This is a genomic window from Polyangium sorediatum (assembly GCF_029946465.1).
GTDB classification, from domain to species: Bacteria; Myxococcota_A; Polyangia; order Polyangiales; family Polyangiaceae; genus Polyangium; species Polyangium fumosum.
This window is the reverse complement of record NZ_JARZHI010000002.1, coordinates 49,172-75,015: the sequence shown is the minus strand read 5'-3', so window position 1 is coordinate 75,015 and position 25,844 is coordinate 49,172. Positions and strand designations below refer to the sequence as shown.

Annotated in this window: 20 protein-coding genes; 12 read left to right on the top strand and 8 right to left on the bottom strand. The window is 69.3% G+C overall.

What is annotated here, in order from left to right; translation table 11 throughout:
• Positions 1 to 475: 475 nt before the first annotated feature.
• The 5 genes from QHF89_RS02410 to QHF89_RS02390 all read left to right on the top strand — a co-directional run bounded on the left by QHF89_RS02410 (position 476) and on the right by QHF89_RS02390 (position 4,255).
• Complete coding sequence (locus QHF89_RS02410) at positions 476 to 1,354, top strand: hypothetical protein (RefSeq protein ID WP_136966235.1); 879 nt, start codon at positions 476 to 478, stop codon at positions 1,352 to 1,354.
• 131 nt (positions 1,355 to 1,485) lie between these two features.
• Complete coding sequence (locus QHF89_RS02405; protein ID WP_136966236.1) at positions 1,486 to 1,815, top strand: hypothetical protein; 330 nt, start codon at positions 1,486 to 1,488, stop codon at positions 1,813 to 1,815.
• The gene (locus QHF89_RS02400; RefSeq protein ID WP_136966237.1) at positions 1,742 to 2,554 is read left to right on the top strand and encodes a Smr/MutS family protein; all 813 of its coding nucleotides are present in this window, start codon (positions 1,742 to 1,744) and stop codon (positions 2,552 to 2,554) included. The genes QHF89_RS02405 and QHF89_RS02400 overlap by 74 nt, the downstream gene beginning before the upstream one ends.
• Before the next feature lie 109 nt (positions 2,555 to 2,663).
• Positions 2,664 to 3,584: a branched-chain amino acid transaminase gene (locus QHF89_RS02395; protein WP_136966238.1), complete on the top strand. Its 921-nt coding sequence runs from the start codon at positions 2,664 to 2,666 to the stop codon at positions 3,582 to 3,584.
• Complete coding sequence (locus tag QHF89_RS02390) at positions 3,566 to 4,255, top strand: hypothetical protein (RefSeq protein ID WP_136966239.1); 690 nt, start codon at positions 3,566 to 3,568, stop codon at positions 4,253 to 4,255. The genes QHF89_RS02395 and QHF89_RS02390 overlap by 19 nt, the downstream gene beginning before the upstream one ends.
• Positions 4,256 to 4,271: 16 nt before the next feature.
• Here QHF89_RS02390 and QHF89_RS02385 read toward each other — a convergent pair whose 3' ends face one another.
• Genes QHF89_RS02385 through QHF89_RS02375 form a run of 3 tightly spaced genes read right to left on the bottom strand, consistent with a single transcriptional unit; the run spans position 4,272 to position 6,843 of the window.
• Positions 4,272 to 4,895, bottom strand: coding sequence for a hypothetical protein (locus tag QHF89_RS02385; protein WP_136966240.1), 624 nt, complete (start codon positions 4,893 to 4,895; stop codon positions 4,272 to 4,274).
• A gap of 17 nt (positions 4,896 to 4,912) precedes the next feature.
• Positions 4,913 to 6,004 carry a zinc metalloprotease gene (locus QHF89_RS02380; protein WP_136966241.1) on the bottom strand — a complete coding sequence of 364 codons (1,092 nt, stop codon included), beginning with the start codon at positions 6,002 to 6,004 and terminating at the stop codon, positions 4,913 to 4,915.
• Complete coding sequence (locus QHF89_RS02375; protein ID WP_136966242.1) at positions 6,001 to 6,843, bottom strand: hypothetical protein; 843 nt, start codon at positions 6,841 to 6,843, stop codon at positions 6,001 to 6,003. Before QHF89_RS02375 ends, QHF89_RS02380 begins: the two co-directional genes overlap by 4 nt.
• A gap of 555 nt (positions 6,844 to 7,398) precedes the next feature.
• Between QHF89_RS02375 and QHF89_RS02370 the strand changes: the two genes are divergently transcribed.
• Positions 7,399 to 8,256, top strand: coding sequence for an OmpA family protein (locus tag QHF89_RS02370; protein ID WP_136934582.1), 858 nt, complete (start codon positions 7,399 to 7,401; stop codon positions 8,254 to 8,256).
• Positions 8,257 to 8,290: 34 nt separating this feature from the next.
• Here the strand turns inward: QHF89_RS02370 and QHF89_RS02365 are convergent, their stop codons facing one another.
• A complete protein-coding gene (locus QHF89_RS02365; RefSeq protein WP_284719941.1) occupies positions 8,291 to 9,058 on the bottom strand; it encodes a hypothetical protein in 768 nt (255 codons plus the stop codon).
• Positions 9,059 to 9,114: 56 nt separating this feature from the next.
• Between QHF89_RS02365 and QHF89_RS02360 the strand changes: the two genes are divergently transcribed.
• Entirely contained in the window at positions 9,115 to 10,512 is a 1,398-nt protein-coding gene (locus QHF89_RS02360) for a cytochrome P450 (protein WP_136966243.1), read from the top strand.
• Between the two features lie 10 nt (positions 10,513 to 10,522).
• Here the strand turns inward: QHF89_RS02360 and QHF89_RS02355 are convergent, their stop codons facing one another.
• Positions 10,523 to 11,191: a VTT domain-containing protein gene (locus QHF89_RS02355; protein ID WP_232379970.1), complete on the bottom strand. Its 669-nt coding sequence runs from the start codon at positions 11,189 to 11,191 to the stop codon at positions 10,523 to 10,525.
• A 576-nt stretch (positions 11,192 to 11,767) separates the two neighbouring features.
• On the opposite strand from QHF89_RS02355, the gene QHF89_RS02350 reads away from it, so the two are divergent.
• From QHF89_RS02350 to QHF89_RS02340, 3 genes are all read left to right on the top strand, one after another.
• Positions 11,768 to 12,469 (top strand): hypothetical protein, encoded by a 702-nt coding sequence (locus tag QHF89_RS02350; RefSeq protein WP_136966244.1) that lies wholly within the window; start codon positions 11,768 to 11,770, stop codon positions 12,467 to 12,469.
• Positions 12,470 to 12,590: 121 nt separating this feature from the next.
• Positions 12,591 to 13,655, top strand: a complete 1,065-nt coding sequence (locus tag QHF89_RS02345; protein ID WP_136966245.1) for a hypothetical protein — start codon at positions 12,591 to 12,593, stop codon at positions 13,653 to 13,655.
• 130 nt (positions 13,656 to 13,785) lie between these two features.
• A complete protein-coding gene (locus tag QHF89_RS02340) occupies positions 13,786 to 15,546 on the top strand; it encodes an N-acyl-D-amino-acid deacylase family protein (protein ID WP_136966246.1) in 1,761 nt (586 codons plus the stop codon).
• Between the two features lie 6 nt (positions 15,547 to 15,552).
• Here QHF89_RS02340 and QHF89_RS02335 read toward each other — a convergent pair whose 3' ends face one another.
• The 3 genes from QHF89_RS02335 to QHF89_RS02325 form a co-directional block, all read right to left on the bottom strand.
• The gene (locus QHF89_RS02335) at positions 15,553 to 16,377 is read right to left on the bottom strand and encodes a nucleotidyltransferase domain-containing protein (protein WP_284719940.1); all 825 of its coding nucleotides are present in this window, start codon (positions 16,375 to 16,377) and stop codon (positions 15,553 to 15,555) included.
• A gap of 7 nt (positions 16,378 to 16,384) precedes the next feature.
• The gene (locus tag QHF89_RS02330) at positions 16,385 to 17,650 is read right to left on the bottom strand and encodes a DNA polymerase beta superfamily protein (RefSeq protein WP_136966247.1); all 1,266 of its coding nucleotides are present in this window, start codon (positions 17,648 to 17,650) and stop codon (positions 16,385 to 16,387) included.
• A 363-nt stretch (positions 17,651 to 18,013) separates the two neighbouring features.
• Positions 18,014 to 20,962: a CHAT domain-containing tetratricopeptide repeat protein gene (locus tag QHF89_RS02325; RefSeq protein ID WP_284719939.1), complete on the bottom strand. Its 2,949-nt coding sequence runs from the start codon at positions 20,960 to 20,962 to the stop codon at positions 18,014 to 18,016.
• Positions 20,963 to 21,008: 46 nt separating this feature from the next.
• Between QHF89_RS02325 and QHF89_RS02320 the strand changes: the two genes are divergently transcribed.
• Both QHF89_RS02320 and QHF89_RS02315 read left to right on the top strand, forming a co-directional pair.
• Positions 21,009 to 24,758 (top strand): WGR and DUF4132 domain-containing protein, encoded by a 3,750-nt coding sequence (locus QHF89_RS02320; RefSeq protein WP_284719938.1) that lies wholly within the window; start codon positions 21,009 to 21,011, stop codon positions 24,756 to 24,758.
• Entirely contained in the window at positions 24,755 to 25,840 is a 1,086-nt protein-coding gene (locus QHF89_RS02315; protein ID WP_136934590.1) for an AAA family ATPase, read from the top strand. Before QHF89_RS02320 ends, QHF89_RS02315 begins: the two co-directional genes overlap by 4 nt.
• Positions 25,841 to 25,844: the final 4 nt, after the last annotated feature.

Below are 25,844 nucleotides of genomic sequence, written 5' to 3'. Positions count from 1 at the left end.
GCCCTGCCATTTCGGACGTTCGAACGGCCCGACACACCGCTTGCCCTCCCGCTTCGCCCGATCACTCCGCATACGCGCTGCTTTGCCGAGTGTCGTTGCGCGTCTGAACCGGCACGTCGACATTTCACCGCCTCCTCATGCGCGCCGGGGCCGCTTCGTTCCCTGCTTGGAATGTCGCCTCGAACGCCGTGCGCGGCCCCGCGCGCGCTCGCGCCACGACTTCCGTCGTCCCGAGCGCCCACGCAAGCGCTCGCGCCGCCATTCCACGCGCCCGCGGCACGCCCGTCGACGTTGCGACCTCACGTCCGGCGCCCGAACCGCCCCTGCGACGCGTTGCAACGCCGCTTCAGCCGGCTCGAACGCCCCCGCAAACCGTCGCCGAGGCGTTCGAGCCCTCCCGCGCAGAGGACGGCGGCGTCGCCGGGCGGTCTCTGCCCTTGACGCCCAGGATGTGCGCTCTCTAGCATCCGCCACCATGGTTGGAATCAAGACCCTCCCCGAAACAGCGACCACGACGACCGGCGAGACCCATTTCCGCTTCATGGCGTCCCGCGTCCGGCGCAACCCCCACACGCTGGCGTTCGTCGCCGAGGTGGATGCATTCGAGCCGCGCATCGAGGCCGCCATCGCCGAGGAGAGGAACCTGCTCGCAGCCGAGGCCTCCGCCGCCGCGGCCGTCCAGTTCGCGGATCACGACCTCGATGATTCGGTCGATTTCGTCTGGGCCAACGTGGAAAAGGGCTCGCTCCTCGCGCAGCGGCTCTTCGGGGATCTGCGGCCCAGCGAATTGAAGCGCCCCACGCTCGGCGGGCAGCTCGATATCATGAAGACCTGGCCCGAAGCCCTGGTGGAAGCCGACAAAGCCGTGCTGAAGGACCACGCCCCCGTGGTCGCCGCGCGCGCGCAGGCCGGCGCAATGGCCGCGGAGGAGAAGAAGAGCGCAACGCAAAAGCTCGTCGATTTCCGCGCGATCGGCACCCGCGTGAAGCTGAATCAGGATCACAACGGATTGCGGAAGTCCCTCCACGGGAAGCTCGGCGAGGTCCAGCACGCGCACAAGCTCGGCGCCGGATGGGCAGAGTCGTTCTTCCTGCAAGAGTCCGCCGAAGAGCTGACGTTGCCCCAGCTCGACAAGAAGATTGGCGCGGCCACGGCGGAGCTCGACGCTCTGACGAAGCAGCGGGAAGCGCTCGTCGCGCAGGAGGCGAGGCTCGCCGCCCAGCGGGCGCAGGCCGAGAAACGAGAAAAGAAGGCGAAGCTCGACGCGCTCCAGAAGCTCAAGGCCGACCTAGCGGCGCAAGAGGCGTCCCTGCTCTCCGAGCTCGCCGAAGGCGACGCGACGACGAAGTCGTAGCCACCATACGGCTTGACAATCGGCTCCGTTTCCGCCTCCGCTTCTTCGCTCGCCGTCGTCACGCGCGAGCGCGCGCCACGTCGCCCGCGTCGACGCCTCGACACCCCGGGCCTTTTGCTACGCTCCCGGTCATGACGGGTGCTCCCGACACAAGGCAGCTCTTCGAACGCATCCTCTCCCTCATCGAGGCGATGGAGGAGAACCAGCGGCAGAAGGTCCTCTCCCTGGCGCGGCGCCTCTTGCCGGGGCTCACGCCGGAGGACATCCGCAATCCTCATGATTTCCCGGACCTCGACGACCCCGACTGGCACTTCGAGGACGGGCAACTGACGGGAATTCAGTCGGTGCGGTTTGCGCTGCGGGCGCTCTCGGGTGAAGTTCTGTCTCATGGCGACCAAGGCGCGAGCCGGGCGGACGAGCACCAAGAAGACGCAGAAGAAGCCGAGCAAACAGGCGGCTGATAGCCCCTTCTTCCGCCCGTTCGCGAAGCTCGCGTCGAAGGGACGCAAGGGGAAAACAGAGAAGGGCGCGAAGGCCGAGAAGCCCGAAAAATCTGCGTCCTCGACCAAGTCCGAAGGCGGGACGAAGAAGCAGCCGTCGCAACGTGTACCTGTACAGTCGACGGACGAGCCGGCGGAGCCGCAGAAGCAGCCGAGCGACGCCGAGACGTTCGCGATGTACATGGCGGGCGTGCGGACGCTCGAGGATCGCAAGGCGCGCGTCCCTCGCTCATCGACGCCGATCGAGCCGAAATCCAGGGCTCCGCGCGAGGTGAAGGACCACGATGCCGACGCGCGTCACATGCTGCACTCCCTCGTCGCCGAGGGCGTCCGCTTCGAAGTCACCGACGACGGCGAGCGCATCGAGGGGCGGCGCATCGACGTGGATCCGCGCGAGGTGCGCCGCCTTCGACGCGGTGCGTATACGGTCGATGGTCGGCTCGATTTGCATGGCATGAACGCGGGCGAAGCGCGTCGTGAGGTGGAGAAGTTCGTGCGCAAGCGCCGGACGGACGGAGATCGTGTCGTGGCTCTGATCCACGGTCGGGGGAACCACTCGCCGCGGGGCATCGGCGTGCTGCGGGGCGAGATCGCAGCCTGGTTGAGCCAGGGTCCGGCCGCCCACCATGTGGCCGCGTTCGCGTCCGCGCCCGAGGAGGAGGGCGGCACCGGAGTCGTACTCGCGCTCTTGGCACGATGACGGGATCGGGCTACTTCCTCTCTCGCACTCCCCCTCGCTGCGGACGTCAGACGCGGGGGTTAGGGCAACGAAGGAAGCTCAGAACGACGATTCTCCGAAGGAGCGCGTGATGGTCGACAAGCTGAAGAAGATCTGGATGGAAGGCGAGTTCGTCGACTGGGACGACGCCAAGGTGCACATCCTGACGCACTCCTTGCACTACGGGCTCGGCGCCTTCGAAGGGATCCGCGCCTATCGCAGGGCCGACGGCGGCACCTACGTGTTCCGCCTGAAGGAGCACATCGATCGCCTCTTCGACACGTGCAGGCTGCTCGCGATCCAGCCGCGGTTCACGCGGCAGCAGGTGGCCGACGCGACGGTGGAGACCCTGCGCCAGAACGACATGCAGGAGGGCTACATCCGCCCCCTCGTGTACCTCGGCGAGGGGCCGATGGGCGTGTACGCGCACGACAACCCCGTGCGCACCACGATCGTCGCGTGGCACTGGGGCGCGTACCTCGGCAAGGGAGCGACCGAGGCCGGCATCCGCGCGAAGATCAGCGCGTTCGCCCGGCACCACATCAACGTGGGTCTGCCCAAGGCGAAGATGATGGGGCAGTACACGAACAGCTCGCTCGCCAAGCGCGAGGCGCGCATCGCCGGCTACAACGAGGCGATCCTGCTCGATCCGAACGGCTACGTCAGCGAGGGCTCGGGCGAGAACATCTTCATCGTGCGTCGCGGCCGGCTCATCACGCCGCCGCTCTCGGCCTCGATCCTCGAGGGCATCACGCGCGACACGATCCTCACGCTCGCCCGCGAGGAGGGCATCCCCGCGGCGGAGGAGATGATCACGCGTGATCAGCTCTACCTCGCCGACGAGGCGTTCTTCACGGGCACCGCCGCCGAGGTCACGCCGATCCGCGAGGTCGACGATCGCGCGATCGGCGAGGGCCAGGTCGGCGCGATCACGCGCAGGCTCCAGCAGCGCTTCTTCGGCATCGTGCGGGGCGAGGACAACTCGCACCCCGAGTGGCTCACGCGCGTCTGACCGTGCGCGCGCCCCTCGCGCTCGCCCTCGCGCTCGCCTGCGGATGCGGCAGCGCGCCTTCGCCCCCCGCGACAAACCCGCCGCGCCCGCTCCCCTCCGCGGGGAGCGCGGCGCCCCGGGCCACGCCGGATCCCCTCGCCGCGGCCTCGTCCTTCACGACGTTCACCTCCGCGCGCTTCGACCTCTCGTTGCCGCTGCCCGACGGCGCGGCCTTCCGCGTCGACGATCGGACCGAGCGGTGGCTCGTGGCGCGGCACGACACGACGAGCTCGCTCCTGCTCGTGCGCACGTGGCGCGAGGACGAGGTCGGCAACCGCGCGCGATGCGAGGCGCGCGCGCGCACCTGGCGGGACCTACCTTCCCGCGACGGAGCCCGCCTCGTCTCGGCCTCGCGCCTCGCCGTGCCCCCGGATCACGACACCCTCGCCGAGGTCTTCCTCGGCCCACGCGCCACGAACGGCGGGCCCACGGACGGCTTCGTGCTCGCGTTCGGCGGCTGGGCCAAGCGGTGCTTCGCGTACGTCTTCGCCACGCGCGGGGCGAGCGAGCGCGTCGTGATGGAGCGGCTCGCGGTCATGATGGACGGCTCGCTCCGGCGCATGCACTTCCAGAGCGAGCTCGCGCCCACGCGTCCCGCCCGGGAGCGGGGGTCGACACGCGGCGACCCTTAGAGCGTCCCCCTCGGGACTAAAGCCCCGCGAACGTCTGGCAAAACTTGCTCGTCTTGGCCTCGTCCTCCACGAGGATCCACGTCCCCTGCGAGGCCTCTCCGTTCGGCGTCGCGCCGAGCATCTCGGGGAGGACCAGACAGACCACCTCGTAACGACCCTCGATCGTCCCCACCGGGAACGCGTCGTCCGCCGTCTCGAACTGCCCGTTGAGCTTGCCGTACGACGTGCGCAGAGAGAGCGTGCCCGGACCGATGATGCTCGCGCCGCTCTGCGACAGGTACGCGAGCGTCCCTCCGCTGTACCCCTCGGAGAGCGCCACCGAGAAGCTCCGTTCGAGCAGCGTCTCCGTGCTGATGTCGAACGCGATGCTGAGCCCGTAGCCGCGGCGATCGGCCGTCGAGAGCGTCACCGACGCCATCGCGGGAGGGCCGTTCGGCAGCGGCGCCCGGATCTCGATGCTCCCTGGATCCCCGCGGAAGACACGCCCGTCGGATGTCCGGATCGTGAGGTCGTCGTCCACGGACGTCGTCCGGAATGCGAACAGATCACTCACGTCACCCACCGAGCAAGCCGTGGTGCTCATGGCGGCGGCGGACGCGGCGCATACGCGCAGTAAGAAAAGGTTTTTCTCGTCCTTCATCGACGTATCCTCTGGCTTCAGCACCCGCAGTCGAGCACCTGGACGGTGAGCGGGTTGTGAATGACGTTGTCGCTCTCCGAGCTCTCCACGACCGCGTTGCCCGCGTCGACCTGGTGGTAGAGCCAGTACAAACCCTTCGGCGTGCCGCACGGCACCGTGGTCGTCACGCTCGGATGGACCTGCTTCTCCGCGTTGACCGTCGCGCCGAACCACGTCCCGAGCGTGATCCCTGCCCACGCGTGCGCGGTCGGGCTCGTCGCGAGGAAGAAGCGCTGGTCCGATGCCACGCTCTTCGTCCCCGTGTTGGCCGTGGTGAAGTGAAACGAGAACGTCTCGCCGCGGCAGCGCTGGATCGTCTTCCACGGCGCCGTGCTGCGGATGTTGCCGCTCGTCAGGCGCTGCGCGGAGGCCATCAGGTTCGTCTCGCCGGTCGTCGACGGGTACAAGAAGCGCCCGCCGGCCGCGTCGTCGGGCATGGGCTGCGCGAACATCGCGCTCGGCCCGCCGCCGAGCGGCACGGGCGGCGAAGGCCGCATGACCGTGAAGTCGAGCATGTGGTTGTCGGCTCCGCCCGGGGTCGAGATCGAGAGCCCGTGCGCATGACCAAGCTCGTGAAGGAACGTGGATCGGCCTGTCCGCGTCGGGCTGTACGGGCACGCGCCCGAGGCGAACGCCTCGTCGGGGTTGTCGAAGCTCTGCGTCGCCAGGTTCGCGAGCAGCACGTTCACCTCGTCGATCCGATCGCAGCTCCGCACGACCACCGTCGTCCCGAGCGAGCCGTCGATGCTCGACGCCTCGACGAGCGCCACGTCGTTCCAGCCGTCGTCGAGGTCGACCCAGCAGTGGTTCGTGGACCAGGATCCGTAGTGGTAGACGGCGTCCTGCATGCCGCCGACGCCGCGCCACTGCCCAACCGCCGCGGCGTAGGCCTTCGCCTGGCTCGATCCCGAGGGGATGCTGCACAGGTTCTGCACGAGCCCGAACGGCGACTTCCAGCGGACGTTCTTGCCCTCGCACGTGAGGTAACGAAACGCCTCGGCGCGGTGCGTGAGCGTCATGCACGCGACGAGCACGCACATCACGACGATCGAGAGAGGCACGCGCATCACGGCGCACCTCCGGCCTCGCACACGGCGAGCTCCTTCGTCGACGTGTCCGCGAGGCCCACGGGCGGGTCGAAGCACGCGAGCAGGCCCTCGGTGCTCGCGGGGCTCTCCGTGGGCGTGGGCGCGCGCCACGTCGTCACGCGCCGCCACGGCCCGGCCGACATCGGCGCGGGCGAGAACGACCCGTGGGGCCACGCGCCCGTCGCGCGGGCGAAGACGCGCAGCGCCTCGGCGAGCTCCGCGGCGTCGAGCGCGCGCTCCATGTCGGCCTCCGTGATCCACGTGGAGAGCCGCGGCGGCGACGCGCCATCCACGGCGCCGCTCGGCTGCACCCAGAGCTGTGGCCCGGTGAGGATCTCGGTCGCGCCCACGCCCGTGACGAGCCGCCCGTAGGCGTCCACGAGCGCGCGCGTCTTCCCCAAGGTGTCGAGGCGGAAGACGTGGCCGAACGCGATCGGCGACAGCGTCCACTCGGTGTTGCGCAGGAGCAGGACGTACCGCTTGCCCGCGACGAGCTCGGGCACGTGGGTCGCGACGATCTCGCGACCGTCGGGCAGGTACCCGCCGAAGGATCGGATCTCGACGGAGTTCGGCGCCGAGGCACCGAGCGAGCCCAGGTGAACGGACAGGTTCGTCAGGGTCGCGACGGTCCGCGGGCCTTCGACCTCGTCGAAATGGAAGCTCACGTCCTCGACGTCGCCTTCGATCACGGCGGCGGTTTGTCGCAGCACGGCGGCGAGCGTGTCCGCGGGCGAGGGCAGCGGAGCGGCGTGGGCGCTCTCGGCCCCGAGCGAGGCACAAACGATCACGGAAGCGATGAAACTCGGACGGACGGATCGCATCGGATCTCCTCCGGCGGATGGGTCTTTCTCGACGCGGCGACGCGGCCATCCTCGCGCGCGGCGTCGTCGCCGCGCCCTTGTTTGCCTGCGTGGCGGCGCGGCCGGGCCGGGACGAACGTGGTCCCGACGAACACGAACGATCTGGCGCATCGGGAAGAAACGGCCATCGGGCTGTCGGGGCCGTGGGTTCGAGGAACTTCCCGTCTTCGTCAGGGAAACGATGTACACGCCCTCGATCGGCGTGATCCCGCGGGGGATCTCGGGTCCGCCCGGTTTGTCGTTCTGGAGCTTGGTTTGTCTGTCGCGACGACGCCGGTTTGTCCTTCGCGCGTGCGGTATGCGATCAGGATCACGGCTCGGGAGCCGACCGGAACCGTCGCGCAGGGGGCTCTCCGGTCCTCCGAAGAAAGAATCCCTACATGGAACGCCCAGGGTCCGGCATCTGCCTGGGACTCCGGGCGGAATGGACTTTCGCGGGAGGGACGACCTCGCTACGGTGCACAAAAGCTCGTCCCAGGGACGTATTTTCTCCTGGGATGCACCGGGGAGATCGTCATGAACGTGCGCATCCTTGCTGCCTCCACGCTCGCCGCGGCGCTCGCTGTGAGCGGCTGCGGATATTCCGAGGAAGAGTGGCAGGCGCAGCTCGACAAGTACAACAAGCTCCTGGCCGACAAGAACGCGAACGACCAGGCCGCGGCGGCCGCGCAGAAGAGGCTCGCCGAGGAGCTCGCGGGAGAGCAGGCGAAGGTCGCTGAGCTGACGAAGAAGCTCTCGGACGCCGGCGTCGACATCAGCAAGCTGAACGAGAGCTTGCAGGCGTCGGCGACGAAGGTGTCGGCGCTGAGCTCGACCTTGGAGGAGCGCGAGAAGGCGCTCGCCGAGTACAAGGCGCGCGCCAAGCAGCTCGAGCAGATCAAGGCGCGGTTCGAGATGCTGCGCAAGAAGCTCGACGAGCTCACGAAGCTCGGCCTCGCGGTGAACATCCGCAAGAACCGCATGGTCATCTCGCTCCCGGGCGACGTGCTCTTCGACTCGGGCCGCGAGACGCTGAAGAAAGAGGGTCAGGAGATCCTGACGAAGGTGGCGGGCATCATCAAGAACGACGCCTCGCTGCTCGGCCGCGACTACCAGGTCGCTGGGCACACGGACAACAAGCCCCTCGCGGGCGGCGTCTTCCGCGACAACTGGGGCCTCTCGCTCATGCGCGCGCGCGAGGTGCTGATGTACCTCGTGAGCGACAAGGGCGGCAACATGCCGACCGCGAAGTGGAGCGCCGCCGGCTTCGGCGACACGGACCCGATCGCCACGAACGACACGGACGAGGGCCGGCAGAAGAACCGCCGCTGCGACGTCATCGTGGTGCCGAGCGTCGAGGAGATGCTCGACCTCAAGGCGATCACGACGCAGTAGCCCGCGCCGCGCTCCGCCCCCCCATTCTCCCGCCTCAGCAGCCGCCGTCGTCGTACCAGGGATTCTGGCTCTGGATCAGGCTGCACTGATCGAAGCACGTCCCGCCGGCGCACCCCTTCGCCTTCGCCCCGTTCACCGAACACGAAATGGGCATGCCCCAGCAAACGCCCGTGGCCATGGGCGAACAGGCGTTCGCCGTCTCCACCTTGCGATTGCATTGACGCCCGGCCGGGCAGGGCATCTGCGGATCACAGGCCATGGCTTCCGCGGCGGGGCACGTGCCCGCCGATTTCACGCTCGACCCGAACACCTCCGCGATCTCCGCATTCCAGTACGTCACGCCGTCGCAGCCGCACACGAGGGCCGGCGTCTGCGATTGTAGCCCCGGCGGCGGCTTCGGCGCGCACACCCCCGCCCCGCACCCCGGCGCATTGCAATAAAGACCCGGATCACACCCGCCGACGCCCCCGTTGCACAGCGCGCCGACCCCATTGCCGCCCCCTGCGCCGCCGCCGCCGCCGCTGCCGCTCGCGCTCCCGCCGCTGCCGCTGCCGCTGCTGCTCACGCTGCCGCCGCCGCTGCCGCCCCCGATTCCGCCTCCGCCGCCGCCGCCGCCCCCGATTCCGCCTCCGCCTCCGCCTCCGCTGCCGCCCCCGATTCCGCCCGCGCCCCCGGACGCACCCGTCCCCGCGCCGGACGCCCCGCTCCCCGTGGCCCCCTCGCCCTCGTCGCTGCACCCCGAAACGGTCGGCGACAGGCCGGCTGCAAACATCACCGAAATCAGGATCGATTGCGCTCGCATACCGGCATCTTACACCGGATCTCCCCGCGACGTGGCCTCGCTGCTATGTTCCTCCCGTGACCCACGCCTCCGCCCCGCGCTCGCACGCCGCCCCCCTCGCGCCGGGACCTCGCGGCGCGCCGCTCCTCGGCAACCTCCCCGATCTTCGCCGCGACCGCATCCGCATCTTCCTCGACGCCGCCGATACCTACGGCGACGTCGTCCGTTTTCAATTCGGCCCCGGCCCAAAGCGCACCGGCCACCTCTTTCGCCACCCCGACCACATCAAGCACGTCTTCATCGACGCCGCGGATCGTTTTACCAAACAAACCCCCGGCGTCCGCGAGGTCCGCGCGCTGCTCGGCGACGGCTTGCTCACGAGCGAAGGCGCCCTCTGGCGCCGGCAACGCCGGATTGCCCAGCCGGCCTTTCACAAGCAACGCATCGCCGCCTTCGCCGACGTCATGGTCCGCGCCGCCGACGAGCTCGTCGACGGATGGATGCGAAGGCCCCGCCCCGACGCGCCCGTCGACGTCGTCAGCGAGATGATGCGCCTCGCCCTGCGGATCGTCACGGAGACCTTGCTCGGGACCGACGTCCCCATCGACGCCGCCGCGACCGCGCACGCGCTCGACCTCATCCTCGCGGACACGCGCAAAGGCGTCACGCGGATCCTCAAGATCCCCCGCCACGTGCCCACGCCGGACAACCGGCGGTTTCAGGAGGCGGTCGCCGTCCTCGACCGCGAGGTCCTGCGCATCATCGAGCACCGCCGCAAGGCGCCCGAGGGCGGGACGGACCTCGTCTCCGTGCTCATGGCCGCGCGAGACCCCGAGACGGGCGAAGGAATGACCGATCGCCAGCTCCGGGACGAGGTCATGACCATGTTCGCCGCCGGCCACGAGACCACGGCGAACGCGCTCACCTGGACGTTTTACCTGCTCTCCACGCATCCCGACGTCCGGCGCCGCGCCCGCGCCGAGGTCCTCACGGGGACGGGCGGCCGCCTCCCGACGTTCGCGGACCTCGGCGCGCTCGACCTCGTCGGCCGTGTGTTTCAGGAATCGATGCGCCTTTATCCGCCGGCCTGGATGATCACCCGCCGCGCGGCCGAGGACGACGTCATCGGGGGATATTTGATCCCCAAGGATTCGCTCGTCTTCCTCGCCCCCTACGTCACGCACCGCCACCCGGCGTACTGGGAGAACCCCGAGGGCTTCGATCCCGATCGTTTCGCCGGCGGCGCGCTCGCGCGGATGCCTCGTTTTGCTTATTTTCCGTTCGGCGGCGGCGCGCGCCAGTGCATCGGCTCGAGCTTCGCCATGGTCGAGGGGACGCTCGTGCTCGCCACGATCCTGCGCCGCGTCCGCCTCGACCTCGTCCCCGGACAGACCATCACGCCCGAGCCGGGAATCACGCTCCGGCCCCGGGGCAGCATTCTCATGCGCGTCGTCCCCGAGCCGCCCCCGACCTGAATGACGGCGACTACGCCTTCTCCGCGCCCGCCGCCTTCTTCGAGGCGAGGTGCGTCCGGAGCGCGCCGATGAAGGGCGGGAGCACCGAAATCAGGATGATCAGGTAAACGACCCGCTCGATGTCCTTCGCGCCGAGCACCTTGCCGAGGAAGTAGCCGAGGAAGGTCATCGACACGACCCAGCCGATGCCGCCGAACACGTTGAACATGAGGAAGCGGCGATAACTCATCTTGCCGATGCCGGCGACGACGGGGGCGAACGTGCGGGCGAACGGCATGAAGCGGGCGAGCACGATCGTCTTGCCGCCGTGCTTCTCGTAGAACTTCTGCGTGGCCACGAGGTAGTCACGCCGGAAAAACAGGCTTTGCTCCCGGTTGAAGAGCTTCGGACCCGCTTTGTACCCGATCGAGTAGCCCACCGTATCCCCCACGATCGCCATGACGCAGAGCACGGCGTTCATGAGCAGGAGGTTCGAGAACGTGGAGAGCTGGAACGGGTTGATCAGATTCGCGTTGACGAGCACGCCCGCCGTCACGAGCAGGGAGTCGCCGGGGAGGAAGAATCCCACGAGCAGCCCGGTCTCGGCGAAGATGATGGCCATGAGCACCGGGTAGCCGCCCCAGGTGAGGAGGTCCTCGAGGTGGCGCAGCTTGGAGAAGAACTCGCGTAGAAGGTCCACGGCCGACCGACTAGCGCACCTTCGAGTTTTTGTCGACGTTCTGCGCCACTCCCAGCGCACCTCGCGCCGCACGCGCACCACGTCCATCCCGTGCGCGCGCCCCTCCGGCACCTGGGAAAGCCAGCGATGCCGCAGCCGCCGATCACGAACGCCAAGAGGGTCGGAATGGACGCCGGCTTTTCGCCGCGCCACGCCGAGTGCAAGTTCTCCGGCCTGTCCGCGGAGCCTCGACGTCCAGCGCACGCCGAATGGCCTCCGCTGCTTTTCGCGACTGACGAGTTGGCCGTGGTGTGCAGGGTCGGGTGCTGCCTCCCTACACGGACGGACATCAGTCCCCTCCGTATCGGTCGGGCGTGAGGGTCCGTGCCGGTCATGTGCGGGATCACGCTCGCTCCCTGTATCCGTCCGGATCGGACGCCGCAGAGCCTCCAAAGCGTCGACCCCGCGATTCACGCGGAAATGTGCTTGGAACGGGGGACGGCAGGGGCCTTGCATTGGGGTGTGGCAGCGTGAACGAAGCCGGCCGAGGCGCGCTCGCCCGGTCTCGGAACGCGGAACGAAGTGGAGGAGGAACCCATGCTCAAGCACATCGCAGCCGCCGCTCTCGTCTCGACCTTCGCTCTCGGGGCCACGGCTTTCGCGGAGACGGGGGCTGGTCAGAGCGCGGGGCTCAAGCAGCTCTCGTGGCAGCAACTCCAGTCGGCCTGTCAAAACCCGGCGGCATTCCAAAGCCAGCGCCAGCCGAACGCCATCCGGCTGACCTGCGAGGATAACCGGCTCGTCTGGGAGGCCGAGCAGAGCGACTCCGTGGAAATGGATAACTCGCGCCGGATCACGGCGTCTCTGAGCTCGGACAAGTATTACGTCATCCGGCAGGATCAAGCGGCGTCGATCGGCGTGTCGCAGACGATGTGCCCGCGTTTCAAGGAGGTTCAGGTCACCCACACGCAGAGCTTCTCGCTCTCGTGCCAGGAGATTCAGAGCTTCCAGGGCAACATGAACGAGTTCTGCCAGGGTCGGCTCGACGCCGCGATCAAGGGCAACCAGCAGCTCGCCACGCGCGCCCCGACGGGTCGCGTGTACGACATGTGCGCGGCGCCCGCGCTCGTGAACGAGCCTCCGAAGGCCCCGTCGCCGCCCGCCGTTCCGGCGCAGAATGGCGGCAAGGCGGCGCCGGGCGGCGCGCAGCCGGGCCAGAATCCGGCCATCGGCGTGCGTCCGACCATCGGCGGGCAGCTCCCGGCGCTCCCGGGCCTCATCGGCCGCAAGTCGCGCTGATCATGTCGCGCTGAGGTGAAAGGAGCGCGCTCGTCAGGCGGCCGGGCCGCGTGGCTCGGCCGCCTGGCCTTTTCCAAAAATCCCCTGAGCATTCCGGGACAAACATCCAAGGAGACGGCTCATGGCGATTCGTATCGTGACGACCTCCACCCTCCTCATGATCGGCCTCGTAGGCGCCGGTTGCAGCATCGGCGGCACCACGGCCACCGGCGGCGGACCCGATTGCGAGCAGGGGGAGGATTGCCCGGACAACACCGGCGGACATGGAGGTGACGGCGGAAGCGGCGGCAGAGGGGGAGCTGGCGGCACCGGCGGCACCGGCGGCGGAAGCTCGGCGACGGGGCAGCCGCTCTACTGGGTCGAGGAGGGAGAACGCAAGGCGGAAGCAACCCAAAAACCCTGGTCGTCCTGGTGGTACCCGCTCTGGGAGGACACGCTGTTCCAGGGGAAAAACGGCGAGGCTTCGACGCTCGAGAAGTACGACATCTGGGTGGAGAAAGAGGGCAATACGCGCACGTCGGCCGCGGCCTACGAGCGCAAGGAGCTCTACCAGCCGCGCGCGGCCTCGTGGTCGGGCCTCTGCGACGCGTGGGCCCTGGCGTCGATCCTGGAGCCCGAGCCGACGCGCTCGTTGACGCAAGGCGAGGTGACGTTCACGGTCGGGGACCTGAAGGCGCTCCTTCTGAAGACGTACGAAAAGGTCCCGCCGCTCACGCTCGTCGGCAGCCGATTCAATGGCGAATGGGACGACGTCTACGAGGACGTCCTGCCCCACGAGCTGCACCGGGTCCTCGAGACCGAGCTCATCGGCCGGAAGCGCGCCTTCATCATCGACGAGGACGCGGGCCCCGAGGTGTGGAACGAGCCGGCGTGGAAGACCATCACGCGGGTCGAGAGAGATGCAAACGACAAGGGCGTGGCGCACGTCCGCACGTGGCTCTTCCTCGTGAGCCCACACGTCGACGATCGCAATTTCGTGGGCATGCTCGAGGACTCTCGCGAGTACACCTACGACCTCAAGGGCAAGTGGCAGGGCAATCGATTCGGCGTGTCGTCGAGCGCCTGGACCGATCGGTCGCAATGGGATCACCCCGATTACGCGATCATCGTGCCCGACCGCGTCCCGCGCGGCAGCCACAACCCGCAGATCCGGAGCGAGTTCGTCGACCGCATCCGCGGCCGGTGAATCGCGGGCGCCGGGGGGCGAGGCCCGAACCTCGCTCCCCCGAAGGCCTCCTCCGTCCACGACGCGCCCTCGCGCCCGGGGGTCCGAATGCCCTTGCCAGGGCCTCAGGCTTCGGCCGATGATCGGCGCCATGTACGACGTCAAGATCGTGGGCGGCACCCTCGTCGACGGCACGGGCGCGCCGCGTCAGTCCGGCGATATCGGCATCAAGGACGGCAAGATCGTCGACGTCGGCGACTGCCCCGAGAGCGCCGCGCGCACGATCTCGGCCCAGGGCGCCCTGGTGATCCCGGGGTTTGTCGACATCCACACGCACTACGACGGGCAGATCTCGTGGGACGAGGAGCTCGCGCCCTCGTCGATCCACGGCGTCACGACCTGCGTCATGGGCAATTGCGGCGTCGGATTCGCGCCCGTGCGGCCGAGCGACCACGAAAAGCTCATCGAGCTGATGGAGGGCGTCGAGGACATCCCGGGCAGCGCGCTCGCCGAGGGCCTCACGTGGGGCTGGGAGAGCTTTCCGGAGTACATGGACGTCCTCGAAAAGAGGCGCCGCACGATCGATTTCATCTGCCAGGTCCCGCACGACGCCTTGCGCGTGTACGTGATGGGCGAGCGCGCCGTCGCCGAGGAGAGCGCGACCGAATCCGACGTCGAATCCATGCGCGCGCTCCTCCGGGAGGCGCTGCTCGCGGGCGCGGCCGGCTTCTCCACGGGCCGCACGGACAACCACAGGAGCGCGCAGGGCAAACCCACGCCCGCCTCCGAAGCCCGGGGCGACGAGCTCGCGGGCATCGCGCGCGCCTTCACCGGCCTCCCGCACGGCGTCGTCCAGGCCGTCAGCGATTTCGACATGTTCCGCGGCGAGGAGTCTTTCCCGGGCGAATTCGACCTGCTCGAACGGATGGCCGAGGTCTCCGGCCGGCCGCTCAGCGTCTCCACCATGCAACGCGACCACGCCCCGCGGCAATGGGAGCGCATCTTCGAGCGCGCCGAGCGCGCCGCCCGCGCCGGCATGGACATTCGTTGCCAGGTCGCGGCGCGGCCCATTGGCGTCCTGCTCGGCCTCACGGCCACGTTCCACCCGTTCATGGGATTCCCGAGCTACCGGGAAATCGCCTCCTTGCCGCTCGACGCGCGCGTCGCGCAGATGCGGGATCCGAGCTTCCGCGCCCGGCTCCTCTCCGAGAAAAGCGGGAAGGTCGCCGGCGACGGCAGCCCCTTGCCGCCGCTCGCGGACTTTTTCCTGGCAAACCCGCTCCTCGTGGCGATGCGCCTCTTCCGGCTCGGCGAAGCGCCGAACTACGAGCCGTCCGGGCTCACGAGCCTCGCGGGCGACGCGTCGCGCGGCGGATTGCCGCTCCTCTCGGTCATCTACGACGCGATGCTCGAACAGGACGGCCGCGCGCTCCTGTATTTCCCGCTCTACAACTACACCGAAATGAACCTCGACGTCGTGCGACGCATGCTCCTGCACCCGCTCTCGCTGCCGGGCCTCGGCGACGGCGGCGCGCACGTGGGCACCATTTGCGACGCGAGCTTCCCGACGTTCCTGCTCACGCACTGGGGCCGGGATCGGGCCGAGGGCAAGATCCCCGTGGAGCACCTCGTCAAAATGCAGACGCACGACACCGCGCGGTTCCTCGGCCTCGACGACCGCGGCACCTTGAAGCCGGGGCAACGAGCCGACATCAACATCGTCGATTTCGACAACCTGCGCCTCCGGTCCCCCTTCATGCAGCGCGACCTGCCGGCCGGGGGGCAGCGCCTCATGCAGCAGGCCGAAGGCTACGTGGCGACGCTCGTGGCCGGCGAGGTCATCGTGGAGAAGGGGCGATTCACGGGGGCGCGGCCGGGGCGGCTCGTGCGGATGGGAAAAGGCCGCGGCTGAGACGCCTCAAAACCGCTGTTTGCGCAGCGCGATGAGCCACTCCGAGAGCACGCGCGACGCCTCGTCCGACGGCGCCGCCGGCAGGACCGAGTGTTCGCGCGCCTCTTCGAGCAGGCGCATCGCCCGATCGAGGCACGCGCGAAACCGCTTCACGTCCCGCGACGAGAGCTTCGTCTTCTCGCCGGCCCGCTTCATGGTCACGAGCTCGCTCGCCTCCTCGAAGCCGTATTCGGGGAACAGCCGGGCCACGTCCGTCACCACCTCGCCCGCGCGAAGCAGGTGCGTCCCCGTGAGGGCCGTGCGCAGCACGTAGAGCACGCGCTTCGCTGTCGTCCCGCCCTCCTCCTCGGCCGCCTTGCGCTGGTTCTTGGCAAACCCCGCGTAATGCCGATACACGCGCCGCGAGAGCGCCCCGCGCACGAGCGGGCGCAGCCCTTCGAGCAGCGGGCTCGCCACGAGCGCGGGCGCGCCGAGGATCCGCTCCAGGTAATTGCCATTCCCCCCGAGGATCCCGGCGAGCACGGGGCCGACCTCGTTCGAGGTGTAATCGATCTCCACCCCCTCGATCACCTCCATGCGGTCCCGCGCGCCCGGCGCCGTGTCGAGGCCCACGAGCAGCGACGTCGGCACCACGTGCACCGCCTTCAGATCGAGATCACTGTCGGGCGAGGCGAACCCATACGCGTGCGCGCCGCTCAAAAGGACGACGATATGCTCGCGGGCCGCGCCCTCTTCCTCCAGGACGCCGCGGGCCACCTTCGCTTGCGCGTCGGGCAGCACGTCGAATTGCATCACGAGCTCGATCGCCTCTCGGCCCTTCTCGTTCGTCATTGCTCCCTCATTCATCCCAGCGCGCCTCCGGTGCGGGCGCCGCGTCCTTGCCAAAAGGCCCTTCCCTGCCCTCGAAAAACCTCCGCGCGGCCTCTTCGCGGACCCTCCGCAGCGCGGCCTCGGCCCGCCGCACGTCCGCGCGCCGCGGCAACTTGCTCTCCCGCCGCGCCGCTTCGAGCTCCGGCGTGAGCGACTCCGCCAGCGTGATCACCTCCGCGAGTGGCACGCGCCCTTTCTTGATGTCGAGCAGCACGGGCCGAAGCTCGTCGCGCACGCAAAGCTCGGGCTCACCCGTCCGGAGCCATCGAATCGACAGATCGATGAGGCGCACCAGGTTGTAGGCATTCTTCGGCCGGAGCTCGCGCGGCGAAGGCAGGAGCGTGCTCTCGCCCGCGCGCGCATATGCGGCGAGCGCCGTCCACTCGCGCCCTTCGAGCAAGCCCTGATCGGCCATCGATCGGTAAAGCTGCTTCAGGTATTCGCGCGCGCGCAAAAGCGCGTCCTCGGGCGTCGGCGCCACGATCTGCGTCTCCTTTGCGAGCCGCGCCGCCGTTTCGTCGAGCCCGAGCGTCGGCTCTTCGCGCAGCCAGCCGAGCACGATCGCGCGATGCTCGGCGAGGCGCGTGTCGTGCGACAAACGCGAGAGCTGCGAGAGCGCGTATCGCCCGAAGCTCGCGTGGATCTCCACCGAGACGAACGCGTCGCGCGCCTCGACGAGCCAGCGGCCCATCGGATCCTTCTCGCTCGCCGGCTGCGACGCGGCCGCGAACAGCATCTCCAGCGTGTTCGGATCGGCCCGCAGCGCCTGCCGGATCGCCTTTCCCATCTCCCAGTACGTGCGGCTCCCGTCCTCGGACACGAGGTCCTGGGGCGGCTCGACGAGCCCGGTCGTGAACGGGAACGGCAAGACGAACACGCCGCGCCGATCCTCGTCCGAGGTCTCGTCCGACAACCCCCACGTCCGCGAGCCGACGACCGCGTCGACCACCACACAAGGCAGCAGCGCCGACCACGCGTCCTCGCGCCGCCGCGCGTACCGCACCTGGCCGACCTTGCGCGGCACGAGCTCCTCGCGTGAATACCGCACCGTCCCCACGCCGACGACAAGGACGTCGAAGAATCCCTCTCCAGATCCGACCACACGCCCGAGCGCGCCTTGCGGGACCAGGCGCTCGCCGAGCGTCCGATCCACGCGGGTCGTCACCTCCGTCCCATGCGGGAGCGGGACGGCGAGGGGATCGACGTCCCCCATGCCGGAGAGCCTTCGCGACATGGGGGCGAGCTTATCGCTGCCCTCGCGCGCGAGCCACACGAATGCGGCGCGCGGACCGCCGCGCCCGTCGTGGGGCTGACGTGCTCTCGCGAGCGCGGAGGGGGCCCTTTGGCGCCGCAGGATGGGGGGCGCACGGCGCGTTCGGGGGCCTCGGGCGCCGCAGGATGGGGGGCGCACGGCGCGTTCGGGGGCCTCGGGTGCCGCAGGATGGGAGACGGGCTCGCGGAGGGGGACGTGCGGCGCCGCAGGGGGGCGTTGCCGGGGTGGAATCGGCGACCTGCGGCGTCGTCGATCGGGCGCGGGGGAGCGCGGGGGGCCGTCTGGGGCGCCGCAGGGGGCAGGACGCGCCCGGGCATCAGGGGTTCACGGCGCCGCAGGTCGGGGGACGGGCGGCCGGGAGCCGGGTTGCGGCGGGGCAGGAGGCGAAACGCGGGGAGCGACCGCGATCCAGCGGGGCCGAGCTTCTCCCTGCCCTCGCGCGTGGGCCCCACGCATGCGGCGCGCGACCGCGAGCGCGACGAGCGCCGCGAACCCGCCCCAGGCCACACGTGTGCCCTCGTTCCTCCCCGCGACCTCGCAGCCGCAGCCCCGCGCCCCGCCCGGCGGAACGGCGCCGCGCACGGCCGACGTCGCCTCGTTCTTCGCGGGCGTGACGCCTTCGAGGGGGCCCCACGCGCCGGACACGATGAAGCTCGCCCAGTAGTACGGGTGGCTATGGTCCGGCCGCCCGAGCAAAGCGAGCTGCGACTCTCGCATCGCTTCGGCGCGCCCTTTTCCTTCGCGGAAGAGCTTTTGGTAATACGTCGTCATGAGGTCGCGCGTCGCCTCGTCGTCGACTTGCCACAGGCTCATCACCTGCGTCTCGGATCCCGCGAGCACGAGCGCGCGGCGCAACCCCCGCACGCCTTCGCTCCCGGCCCGCTCGCCGAGGCCCGTCTCGCACGCGCTCAGCACCACGAGCTCCGTGCCCGTGAGATCGAGCGACGAGGCCTCGTACGCCGTGAGGATCCCGTCGTCTGCCTGCCCTTTGCGCACGTTCGCGCCGGCGAGCGCAATGCCCGAGAGAAACATCGGGTGCGGCACCGGCAGCTTGCGCCCGTCCACCTCCGACGCGACCTGCGGCAGGCTCTCGGGCGGCACTTCGAGCTCGAGCCCGCGCGCCTTCCCCTGCCCTGCTTTCCCGTCGCTGCCCAGGAAAAACCCGTGCGTCGCGACGTGCAGGATGCGCGGCGAAGAGGCCTGCTTCAGCGCCGTCTCCGTGGCGACGCGTTCGAGCCGCACCGACGGGTCGGGCAGGAGGCGTCGAAGGGCATCCGCCTCCTCCGCGGTGCCCGGGAGCGGCGAGAATTTCACCCGTGCAATCGTGGGCAACGAGCCTTTGGGCGCGTCCGGCAGCGCCGTCGCCCCCGCCTCGCCGGGCGCATCGTAATCGGGGTTCGCCACGAGCAGCGGCGCAGAGCGCCGCGCCCCGCCCCCCGCGCCGAGCCGGAGCAGATCACGCCCGGTCGAGAGGTAGGTGAACGAATACTTGGTGATCAGAAACTTGTTTTCCCGATCGATGAGCGCGCCGAACGGAACCAGCGCGAGCGCCGCGTCGGGCGAGATCAAGACGTGCTTCACCGGGCCGAGCTCCGCGCCGACCTGCCCGAAGAGGACGTCGTGCAGCAACGCGAGCTGCGTCCCGGTCTCGTGGGGCCGCGCGCTCGGATCTTGCAGACCCTTGCGGATGATATCGACCTTCCGGTCGATCTCGAAGGCATCGACGCTCATCTGATGGTGCCAGACCCTGCCGTCCGGCCAGAGCACGTAGACCATGTATTTCGGTCGGCCGAGCCTCTCGCTCGCTGCGCTGTAGAAATGCGTGCTGCGCGGCTGGTACCGGACGAACTCCATCAGCACCGCGTCCTTCGGGATACGGGCGGCGACGGCCTCGATCGTCACCTTCGCCCGGCCGCGACGATAACCCGCGCTGCGCTCGGCGATCCGAGCCTCGATCACGTCCGCCTCCGCGCGGAGCCGATCCGTCTCGGCGTTGTGCTCGGCCACGGTCATTCCGCGCGGCCCCCGCGTCATGGCGGCTGCATACGCGCCGCGCACCCGGGCGAGCTCGTCGAGCAAGGTGCGGTCCTCGGGGCTCATGCGTTCGCGCAGCGCGCCCACGTGTGCGGCCGACGCTTCGAGCACGCGCGCCTTGTTGCGCAGCACTGCGCCGAGGGCGATCCGCATGACCTCCGGCCGGCCCCTGCCATCGCCCCCGTATTCGAACGAGACGACACGATCCATGAGCGTCTCGAGGCGCGTCGCGTAGAGCGTCTTGTCCTCTTCCGTACCGCCGACGAGCGCGCTCTCCAGCCATTGCTCCTCGATATCGAGCGCCTTCTCGTAGAGCCCCGCGGCCTGCTTCCAGTCGCTCCGCGCCCAGAGGAGCGCCCAGTCGCTGTAGACCGTGGCGAGATCGGGGTGCCGGGGCCCGAGCGTCCGCGTGAGGATCGCCTCGGCGTTCCGATAATGCTCCGCGGCGAGGTCCTTCTGGTTCGACCCCGTCAGGAACACCGCGATGTTGTGGTGCAGCCGGCCCACGTCGGGGTGGTTCGTCCCGTGCACGCGCGCGGCGAGCGGCAAGGCGCGGTTGAATTGGTCGGCGGCCTTGTCGTAGCGGCCCATGCCGCGATAGAGCGCGCCGAGGCTGCCAAGGTCATTCAAGAGCGAACGTTCGGGGCCGGCCTTCTCGTGAATCGTGATGGCCCGAAGAAACACCTTCTCGGCCTGGGGGAGCCTCCCGGTCGCCATGTAAAGCCCGGCGAGATTCGCGAGCACCGTCCCGAGGGCCGATTCGCGCGCCGCGCCGCCCTTCTCTTCGAGGGCGACGGCGCGCTCGTAGAGCTTCTCGGCGCCCTTCGAATCGCCCTTTTTCTTGAGCATGGTGCCGAGGTTGCCGAGGGCCGTGGCGAGCAAGTCGTCCGAGCCCTTCGACGCCTCCAGGATCTCGACCGCGCGGCGCAACAAACTCTCCGCCTTCGGGGCATCGCCCGTCGCGAGGTACATTCCGCCGAGATCGGAGAGCGCCGAGCCCGTCTTCGCGTGCTCCTTTCCGTACTTCTGCTCGCGGAGCGCGACGAGCCTCTGCGCCGCCGCGAGCGCCTCGCCATACTTTCCCGCGGCATAAAGCGCCTCGACGTCCTTTTCGATCCCCTCGTCGTCGAGCCTCGCCGCGGCGGGCTTCGCGGGGGCGTCTGCGCGCGCGTCCGCTCCCGAGAGCGTGCCGAGGGCGAGGGCGAGAGCGAAAGCGACGTTCGCGAGGCGGCGCATCATGGAGGTTCTACCATCGCTCGCCGGGCGCGTGGTAGCCTCCCGCGCCATGCGTCGGTTCGAGTTCGTGGAAGGGTCCTCGAAGAAGTTCTGGCAGATCGAGCGAGATGGCTCGCAGCTCTCGATCCAGTGGGGCAAAATCGGCACCGCGGGTCAAAGCCAGGTCAAGGATTTTCCGAGCGATCCGAAGGCCCAGGCCGAGCACGACAAGCTCGTCGCCGAGAAGACCAAAAAGGGCTACGTCGAGGTCGCGGCCCCGGACGCATCGGCGGCGCCGGCCCCGGCCCCCAAAAAGGCCGCTGCGCCCGCGCCTGCGCCTGCGCCCGCCGTGTCGAGCGCGACGGAGGCCCCGGCCCCGAAAGCGGCGAGCGCCCCAAAGGCCTCCGCGGACGAACCTGCGCAGGCGCCTCTGCCCGCGGCGCCTGTCGTCGTCGACGTCCCTCGGCTCGAGGACATTCGCCCGAACCTGCACATCGCGCATCGCAAAGGGGCCCTCCGCCCCACGGCCGAGGAGCTCGCGGCCGATCCCTGGCAGGCCGTGCGGACGGCGTGGGCCACCTGGGCGCCGCATTGCCCCTGGGATCAGATGGCGATCCCCGCCGAGCTCGCGCCGGCCGTTCGCGAGGCGCGCGCCTGGCTCGAAGGCAAGGGCCCGACGCCGGTCTCGCCGCTCGCCGCCGCCGTGCTCGACGCATTTCTCGACATGCCTTCCGGCACGCCCGCGTATCCCTTCCTCCGCGCGCTCGCCGAACCCTCGATCACGAAAGACGGTCCGAGGTGGCTCATCGACGCGACCCTCGAGAGGGTGCGCGTCCGGATCGAACCTTACCCGTATCAAATCCGCAACAAGGAGGCGAAAGAGTTCAGCGGGTTCGTCCTGCACCCGGAGACCTCGGGGCGCTACGAGCTCGATGCGAATGGTATCTCGAAGTTCGCGGTGTATACCCAAAACCTCCCCGACGACACCTACGCCGCCCTCGTCACCGCCATCACGACGCGCTGGCCCACGCTCTCGTACTGGCAAAAGCGCCTCGCGCTCTCGTTGATCCCCGACCACACGCCGCTCGCGGACGCGCTCGGCGAGGACTGGCTCGCGTGTGATGGGCACGTCGAGGGGTACGTCCGGCCCTCGTGGGACAAGGACGGCATCAAGCCGGAGTTCCATTTCGCGTACGCGCGCCCGATGCTCGTCAAGCTCGCGAAAAAGGCCGTCGGGATGTCGTTCTCCGGCGGATACTTCGGCGGGCATCTCTGGACGATCTTCGACCTTTGCGGCGCGGACGTGGTCCCGGTTTGCCGGATCCATTGCGACAGCGCCAATTATGCGAACATCATCGTCGAAGGGCTCCACGTCGCGGGGCATGTCCGCGGGCCCGAGACCGCCTCGCTCATGGTCTCGCAGCTCGCGCAGAAGCGCGAAATCGCCCAGGTCGCCGAGGCGTGGCTCGCGAAAAACCCCGCGCTCGCCGTCCCCCCGCTCGCCGATGCGATCGCCGCGGCCTCGACGCTCGGGGATCGGGCCGCGCCGGTGTTCCTCGGGATCGACCGCGCGCACCCGGGCCTCGCCGACAAGGTCGATCTTCGTCCCGCCGCGCGCACGGCCGTGCAGAAGCTCCGCGAAAAGATGGCCTCGCGGCCCGAGGCCTCCCCGGACGAATTGCCCCGCGTCCTCGCCCATCCGCCCTGGCTCTCGGACCGGAGGGCCGCCGCGCTCCCCGTCGTCGCGAACGTCACGATGAAGGCGTATCCCGAGGCGCTGCACGACACCTACAAGATCCTCTCGCAGGCGAAAGCGGAGCGCGAGCAGACGCGAAAACACACGAAGACGTCCTTCGAAGATGCCTCCGAGGACCTGGGCAAACGCTGGTACGGCAAGTACGTCTCGTCCAAGCTGAACGAGCTCTCGGACGCGGACGTGAAACGAGCGTTCACCGAGTGGCCCGCGAATGCGTGGGACGGCGGCTACGGCCTGCTCGTCCCGCTCGTGGTGCTCGGCGAAGGCGCGATCAGCGGCTATCCCCGGATCGCCTCCAGCAATCCCGCGCATTTCGCGGGCGCCCTCGGGGACGTCGTCGAGTCTCCGCGGCTCGCGCCCTTTTTTGCCCACGCGCGCTCGCTGAAATCCGCGCGCAAACCCGCGGAGCGGTGGTTCTTGAAATTCCCCAAGGCCGCGGCCGTGGGCCTCGTCCCCGCGGCCGTGGCTTCCCATAACCAGGCGCGGGATCGCGCGGAGGAAGCGCTGCGCTTCCTGGTCACGAAGGGCCAGGGCGAGATCGTCCGCGAGGTCGCCGAATCTTACGGCCCCGAGGTCTCCGCCGCCGTGAAGGCCGTCCTCTCCGCCGATCCGCGCGATCGGATCCCGGCCAAGCTGCCAAAAATGGGCGATTGGGCCAAGCCCGAGGCCCTGCCGGCGCCCCTCCTCGCCGGCCGGGCCAAGGCCTTGCCGCGCGCCGCCGTCGAGGCCCTTTTCGTCATGCTGGCGATCTCCACGCCCGAGGCCGTGTATGCCGGCATCGAGGACGTGCTCGCCGCCTGTGATCGCGCCTCGCTGGAGGAGTTCTCCTGGGCGCTCTTCAATGAATGGCAGCGCGCGGGCGCTCCTGCCAAGGAGGCGTGGGGTTTTCAGCAGCTCGCCTTGCTCGGCGGCGACCATGTCGCGCGCAAGCTCACGCCGCTGATTCGCGCCTGGCCCGGGGAGAACCTCCAAGCCCGCGCCGTCTCGGGCCTCGACATCCTCGCGCGTATCGGCTCCGACCTCGCGCTGATGCACCTCAATGGCATCGCGCAGAAGGTGAAGTTCAAGGGCCTGCAGGAGAAGGCGCGCGAGAAAATGGATGCGGTCGCGCAGAACCGCGGCCTCTCCGCCGACGAGCTCGCCGACAGGCTCGTGCCCGACCTCGACCTCGACGAGGACGGCTCGCGCACGCTCGATTTCGGCGCCCGGCAGTTCCGCGTCGGGTTCGACGAGGCCTTGAAGCCGTTCGTCGTGGATGGGTCCGGAAAAACCCTCTCCGATCTCCCGAAGCCGAACAAATCGGACGACGCCACGAAGGCCAAAGAGGCGGATGCCACCTGGAAGACGCTCAAGAAGGACGTCAAGGCGATCGCGCAGAACCAGATCACGCGGCTCGAACTCGCGATGTGCGCGGAGCGGCGCTGGGAGGTGGATTCGTTCCGCGCCCTCTTCCTCGAACACCCGCTCCTCGTGCACCTCGTGCGGCGGCTCGTCTGGGGCGTCTATACCGAGGAGGGGAAATACCTGAGCGCCTTCCGCGTCGCCGAGGACAGCTCGCTCGCCGATGCCGACGACGCGGCGTTCGATTTGCCCGACGGCGCGTACGTCGGAATCGTCCACCCGCTCGCGCTCCCGGACGCGACGCGCGCGGCGTTCGGCCAGATCCTCGGCGATTACAGCATCGTCCAGCCCTTCCCGCAGATCGGCCGCGACACGTATGCCCCGACGAACGTGGAGGCGAACGACAGCAGCATCAAGCGCCGCGCGGGACAATTCGTCCCCGTGGGCAAGCTCCTCGGCCTCGTCGAGCGTGGTTGGCGCAAGGGCGAGCCCCAGGACGCGGGCTGGATCTGGGACATGTACAAGCCCTTGCCCGGCGGCGCGACGGCGACGCTCTCCCTCCGCACCGGCATCTCCGCCGACATGCAAATGACGGAGCCGAAGCAAGAGATCGGAGAGGTGTACGTCGGAAAAGACCGCGAGGGCGAAAAGCTCGGCACGCTCTCGCCCGTCGTGTTCTCGGAGCTTGTACGGGACCTCGTGCAGCTCGGGAGCGCCTCGTGAAGAAGAAGCAAGCGGGTTTGCAGCGCGCCCCGGCGGAGCTGCATTTCAAGGACGAGCTCGCGCGGCTCGCCGCGGAGGACACGGGCCCACGCCCGCCCGGGTGGAAGCTCTCGCCGCGGGCGGTGCGCGCCTTCGTGCTCGGGGATCCGGCGCGTGACATCAAGCCGAAATTCGTCGGCCATTCCGCGGTGATCGATCGGGCCATGGTCTCGCTCGCGACCTCGCGCGGGCTTTTGCTCATCGGCGAGCCGGGCACGGCGAAGAGCTGGCTCTCGGAGCTGCTCGCCGCGGCGATCTCCGGGCAATCGACGCTCACGGTGCAAGGCAGCGCGGCCACGAGCGAGGACCAGATCAAGCATTCGTGGAACTACGCTTTGCTCCTCGCCGAGGGCCCGGGCGAGCGCGCGCTCGTGCCCGGCCCCGTGCTCACGGGCATGCGTGACGGCAAGATCGTGCGATTCGAGGAAATCACGCGGTGCCCGGCCGAGGTGCAGGACGGGCTGCTCTCGATCCTCTCGGATCGTGTCCTCACGATTCCCGAACTCGGCGAACAAGGCGTGGTCTTCGCGCGGGAGGGCTTCAACATCATCGCCACGGCGAACACCCGCGACCGCGGCGTCAATGAAATGAGCGCGGCGCTCAAGCGGCGCTTCAACTTCGAGACCCTCTTCCCGATCGGCGACCTCGCGGCCGAGATCGAGCTCGTCCGCCGCGAATCCTCGCGCCTGCTCGACGCCTCGGGCGTGAAAATGACCTTGCCCGAGCCGGTGCTGGAGGTCCTCGTCACGACGTTCCGCGAGCTGCGCACGGGCGTCTCCGGCGACGGCCAGCCCGTCGAGCGGCTCTCGACTGTCCTTTCCACGGCGGAAGCGGTCTCCGTCGCGCACGCCGTCGGCGTCCGGGCGGCCTTCCTCGGCGACGGCGCCGCGCACCCGGGCGACGTGATCGATTGCCTCGCGGGCGCGGCGGTGAAGGACAACGCCGAGGACCTGGAGAAGCTGCGGCGATACCTCGAAACCGTGGTGAGCAAACGCAAGGCGCCGCATTGGGCCGCGCTGCACGCGGCGCGGTCGAGGCTCTAGGCCC

What these genes read in the sequence shown, in the direction of transcription:
- QHF89_RS02410 (WP_136966235.1), top strand. Translation starts at nt 476, where the DNA reads ATGGTTGGAATCAAGACCCTCCCCGAAACAGCGACCACGACGACCGGC.
- QHF89_RS02405 (WP_136966236.1), top strand. Translation starts at nt 1,486, where the DNA reads ATGACGGGTGCTCCCGACACAAGGCAGCTCTTCGAACGCATCCTCTCC.
- QHF89_RS02400 (WP_136966237.1), top strand. Translation starts at nt 1,742, where the DNA reads ATGGCGACCAAGGCGCGAGCCGGGCGGACGAGCACCAAGAAGACGCAG.
- QHF89_RS02395 (WP_136966238.1), top strand. Translation starts at nt 2,664, where the DNA reads ATGGTCGACAAGCTGAAGAAGATCTGGATGGAAGGCGAGTTCGTCGAC.
- QHF89_RS02385 (WP_136966240.1), bottom strand. Translation starts at nt 4,895, where the DNA reads ATGAAGGACGAGAAAAACCTTTTCTTACTGCGCGTATGCGCCGCGTCC.
- QHF89_RS02375 (WP_136966242.1), bottom strand. Translation starts at nt 6,843, where the DNA reads ATGCGATCCGTCCGTCCGAGTTTCATCGCTTCCGTGATCGTTTGTGCC.
- QHF89_RS02370 (WP_136934582.1), top strand. Translation starts at nt 7,399, where the DNA reads ATGAACGTGCGCATCCTTGCTGCCTCCACGCTCGCCGCGGCGCTCGCT.
- QHF89_RS02365 (WP_284719941.1), bottom strand. Translation starts at nt 9,058, where the DNA reads ATGCGAGCGCAATCGATCCTGATTTCGGTGATGTTTGCAGCCGGCCTG.
- QHF89_RS02350 (WP_136966244.1), top strand. Translation starts at nt 11,768, where the DNA reads ATGCTCAAGCACATCGCAGCCGCCGCTCTCGTCTCGACCTTCGCTCTC.
- QHF89_RS02345 (WP_136966245.1), top strand. Translation starts at nt 12,591, where the DNA reads ATGGCGATTCGTATCGTGACGACCTCCACCCTCCTCATGATCGGCCTC.
- QHF89_RS02340 (WP_136966246.1), top strand. Translation starts at nt 13,786, where the DNA reads ATGTACGACGTCAAGATCGTGGGCGGCACCCTCGTCGACGGCACGGGC.
- QHF89_RS02335 (WP_284719940.1), bottom strand. Translation starts at nt 16,377, where the DNA reads ATGACGAACGAGAAGGGCCGAGAGGCGATCGAGCTCGTGATGCAATTC.
- QHF89_RS02330 (WP_136966247.1), bottom strand. Translation starts at nt 17,650, where the DNA reads ATGTCGCGAAGGCTCTCCGGCATGGGGGACGTCGATCCCCTCGCCGTC.
- QHF89_RS02325 (WP_284719939.1), bottom strand. Translation starts at nt 20,962, where the DNA reads ATGATGCGCCGCCTCGCGAACGTCGCTTTCGCTCTCGCCCTCGCCCTC.
- QHF89_RS02320 (WP_284719938.1), top strand. Translation starts at nt 21,009, where the DNA reads ATGCGTCGGTTCGAGTTCGTGGAAGGGTCCTCGAAGAAGTTCTGGCAG.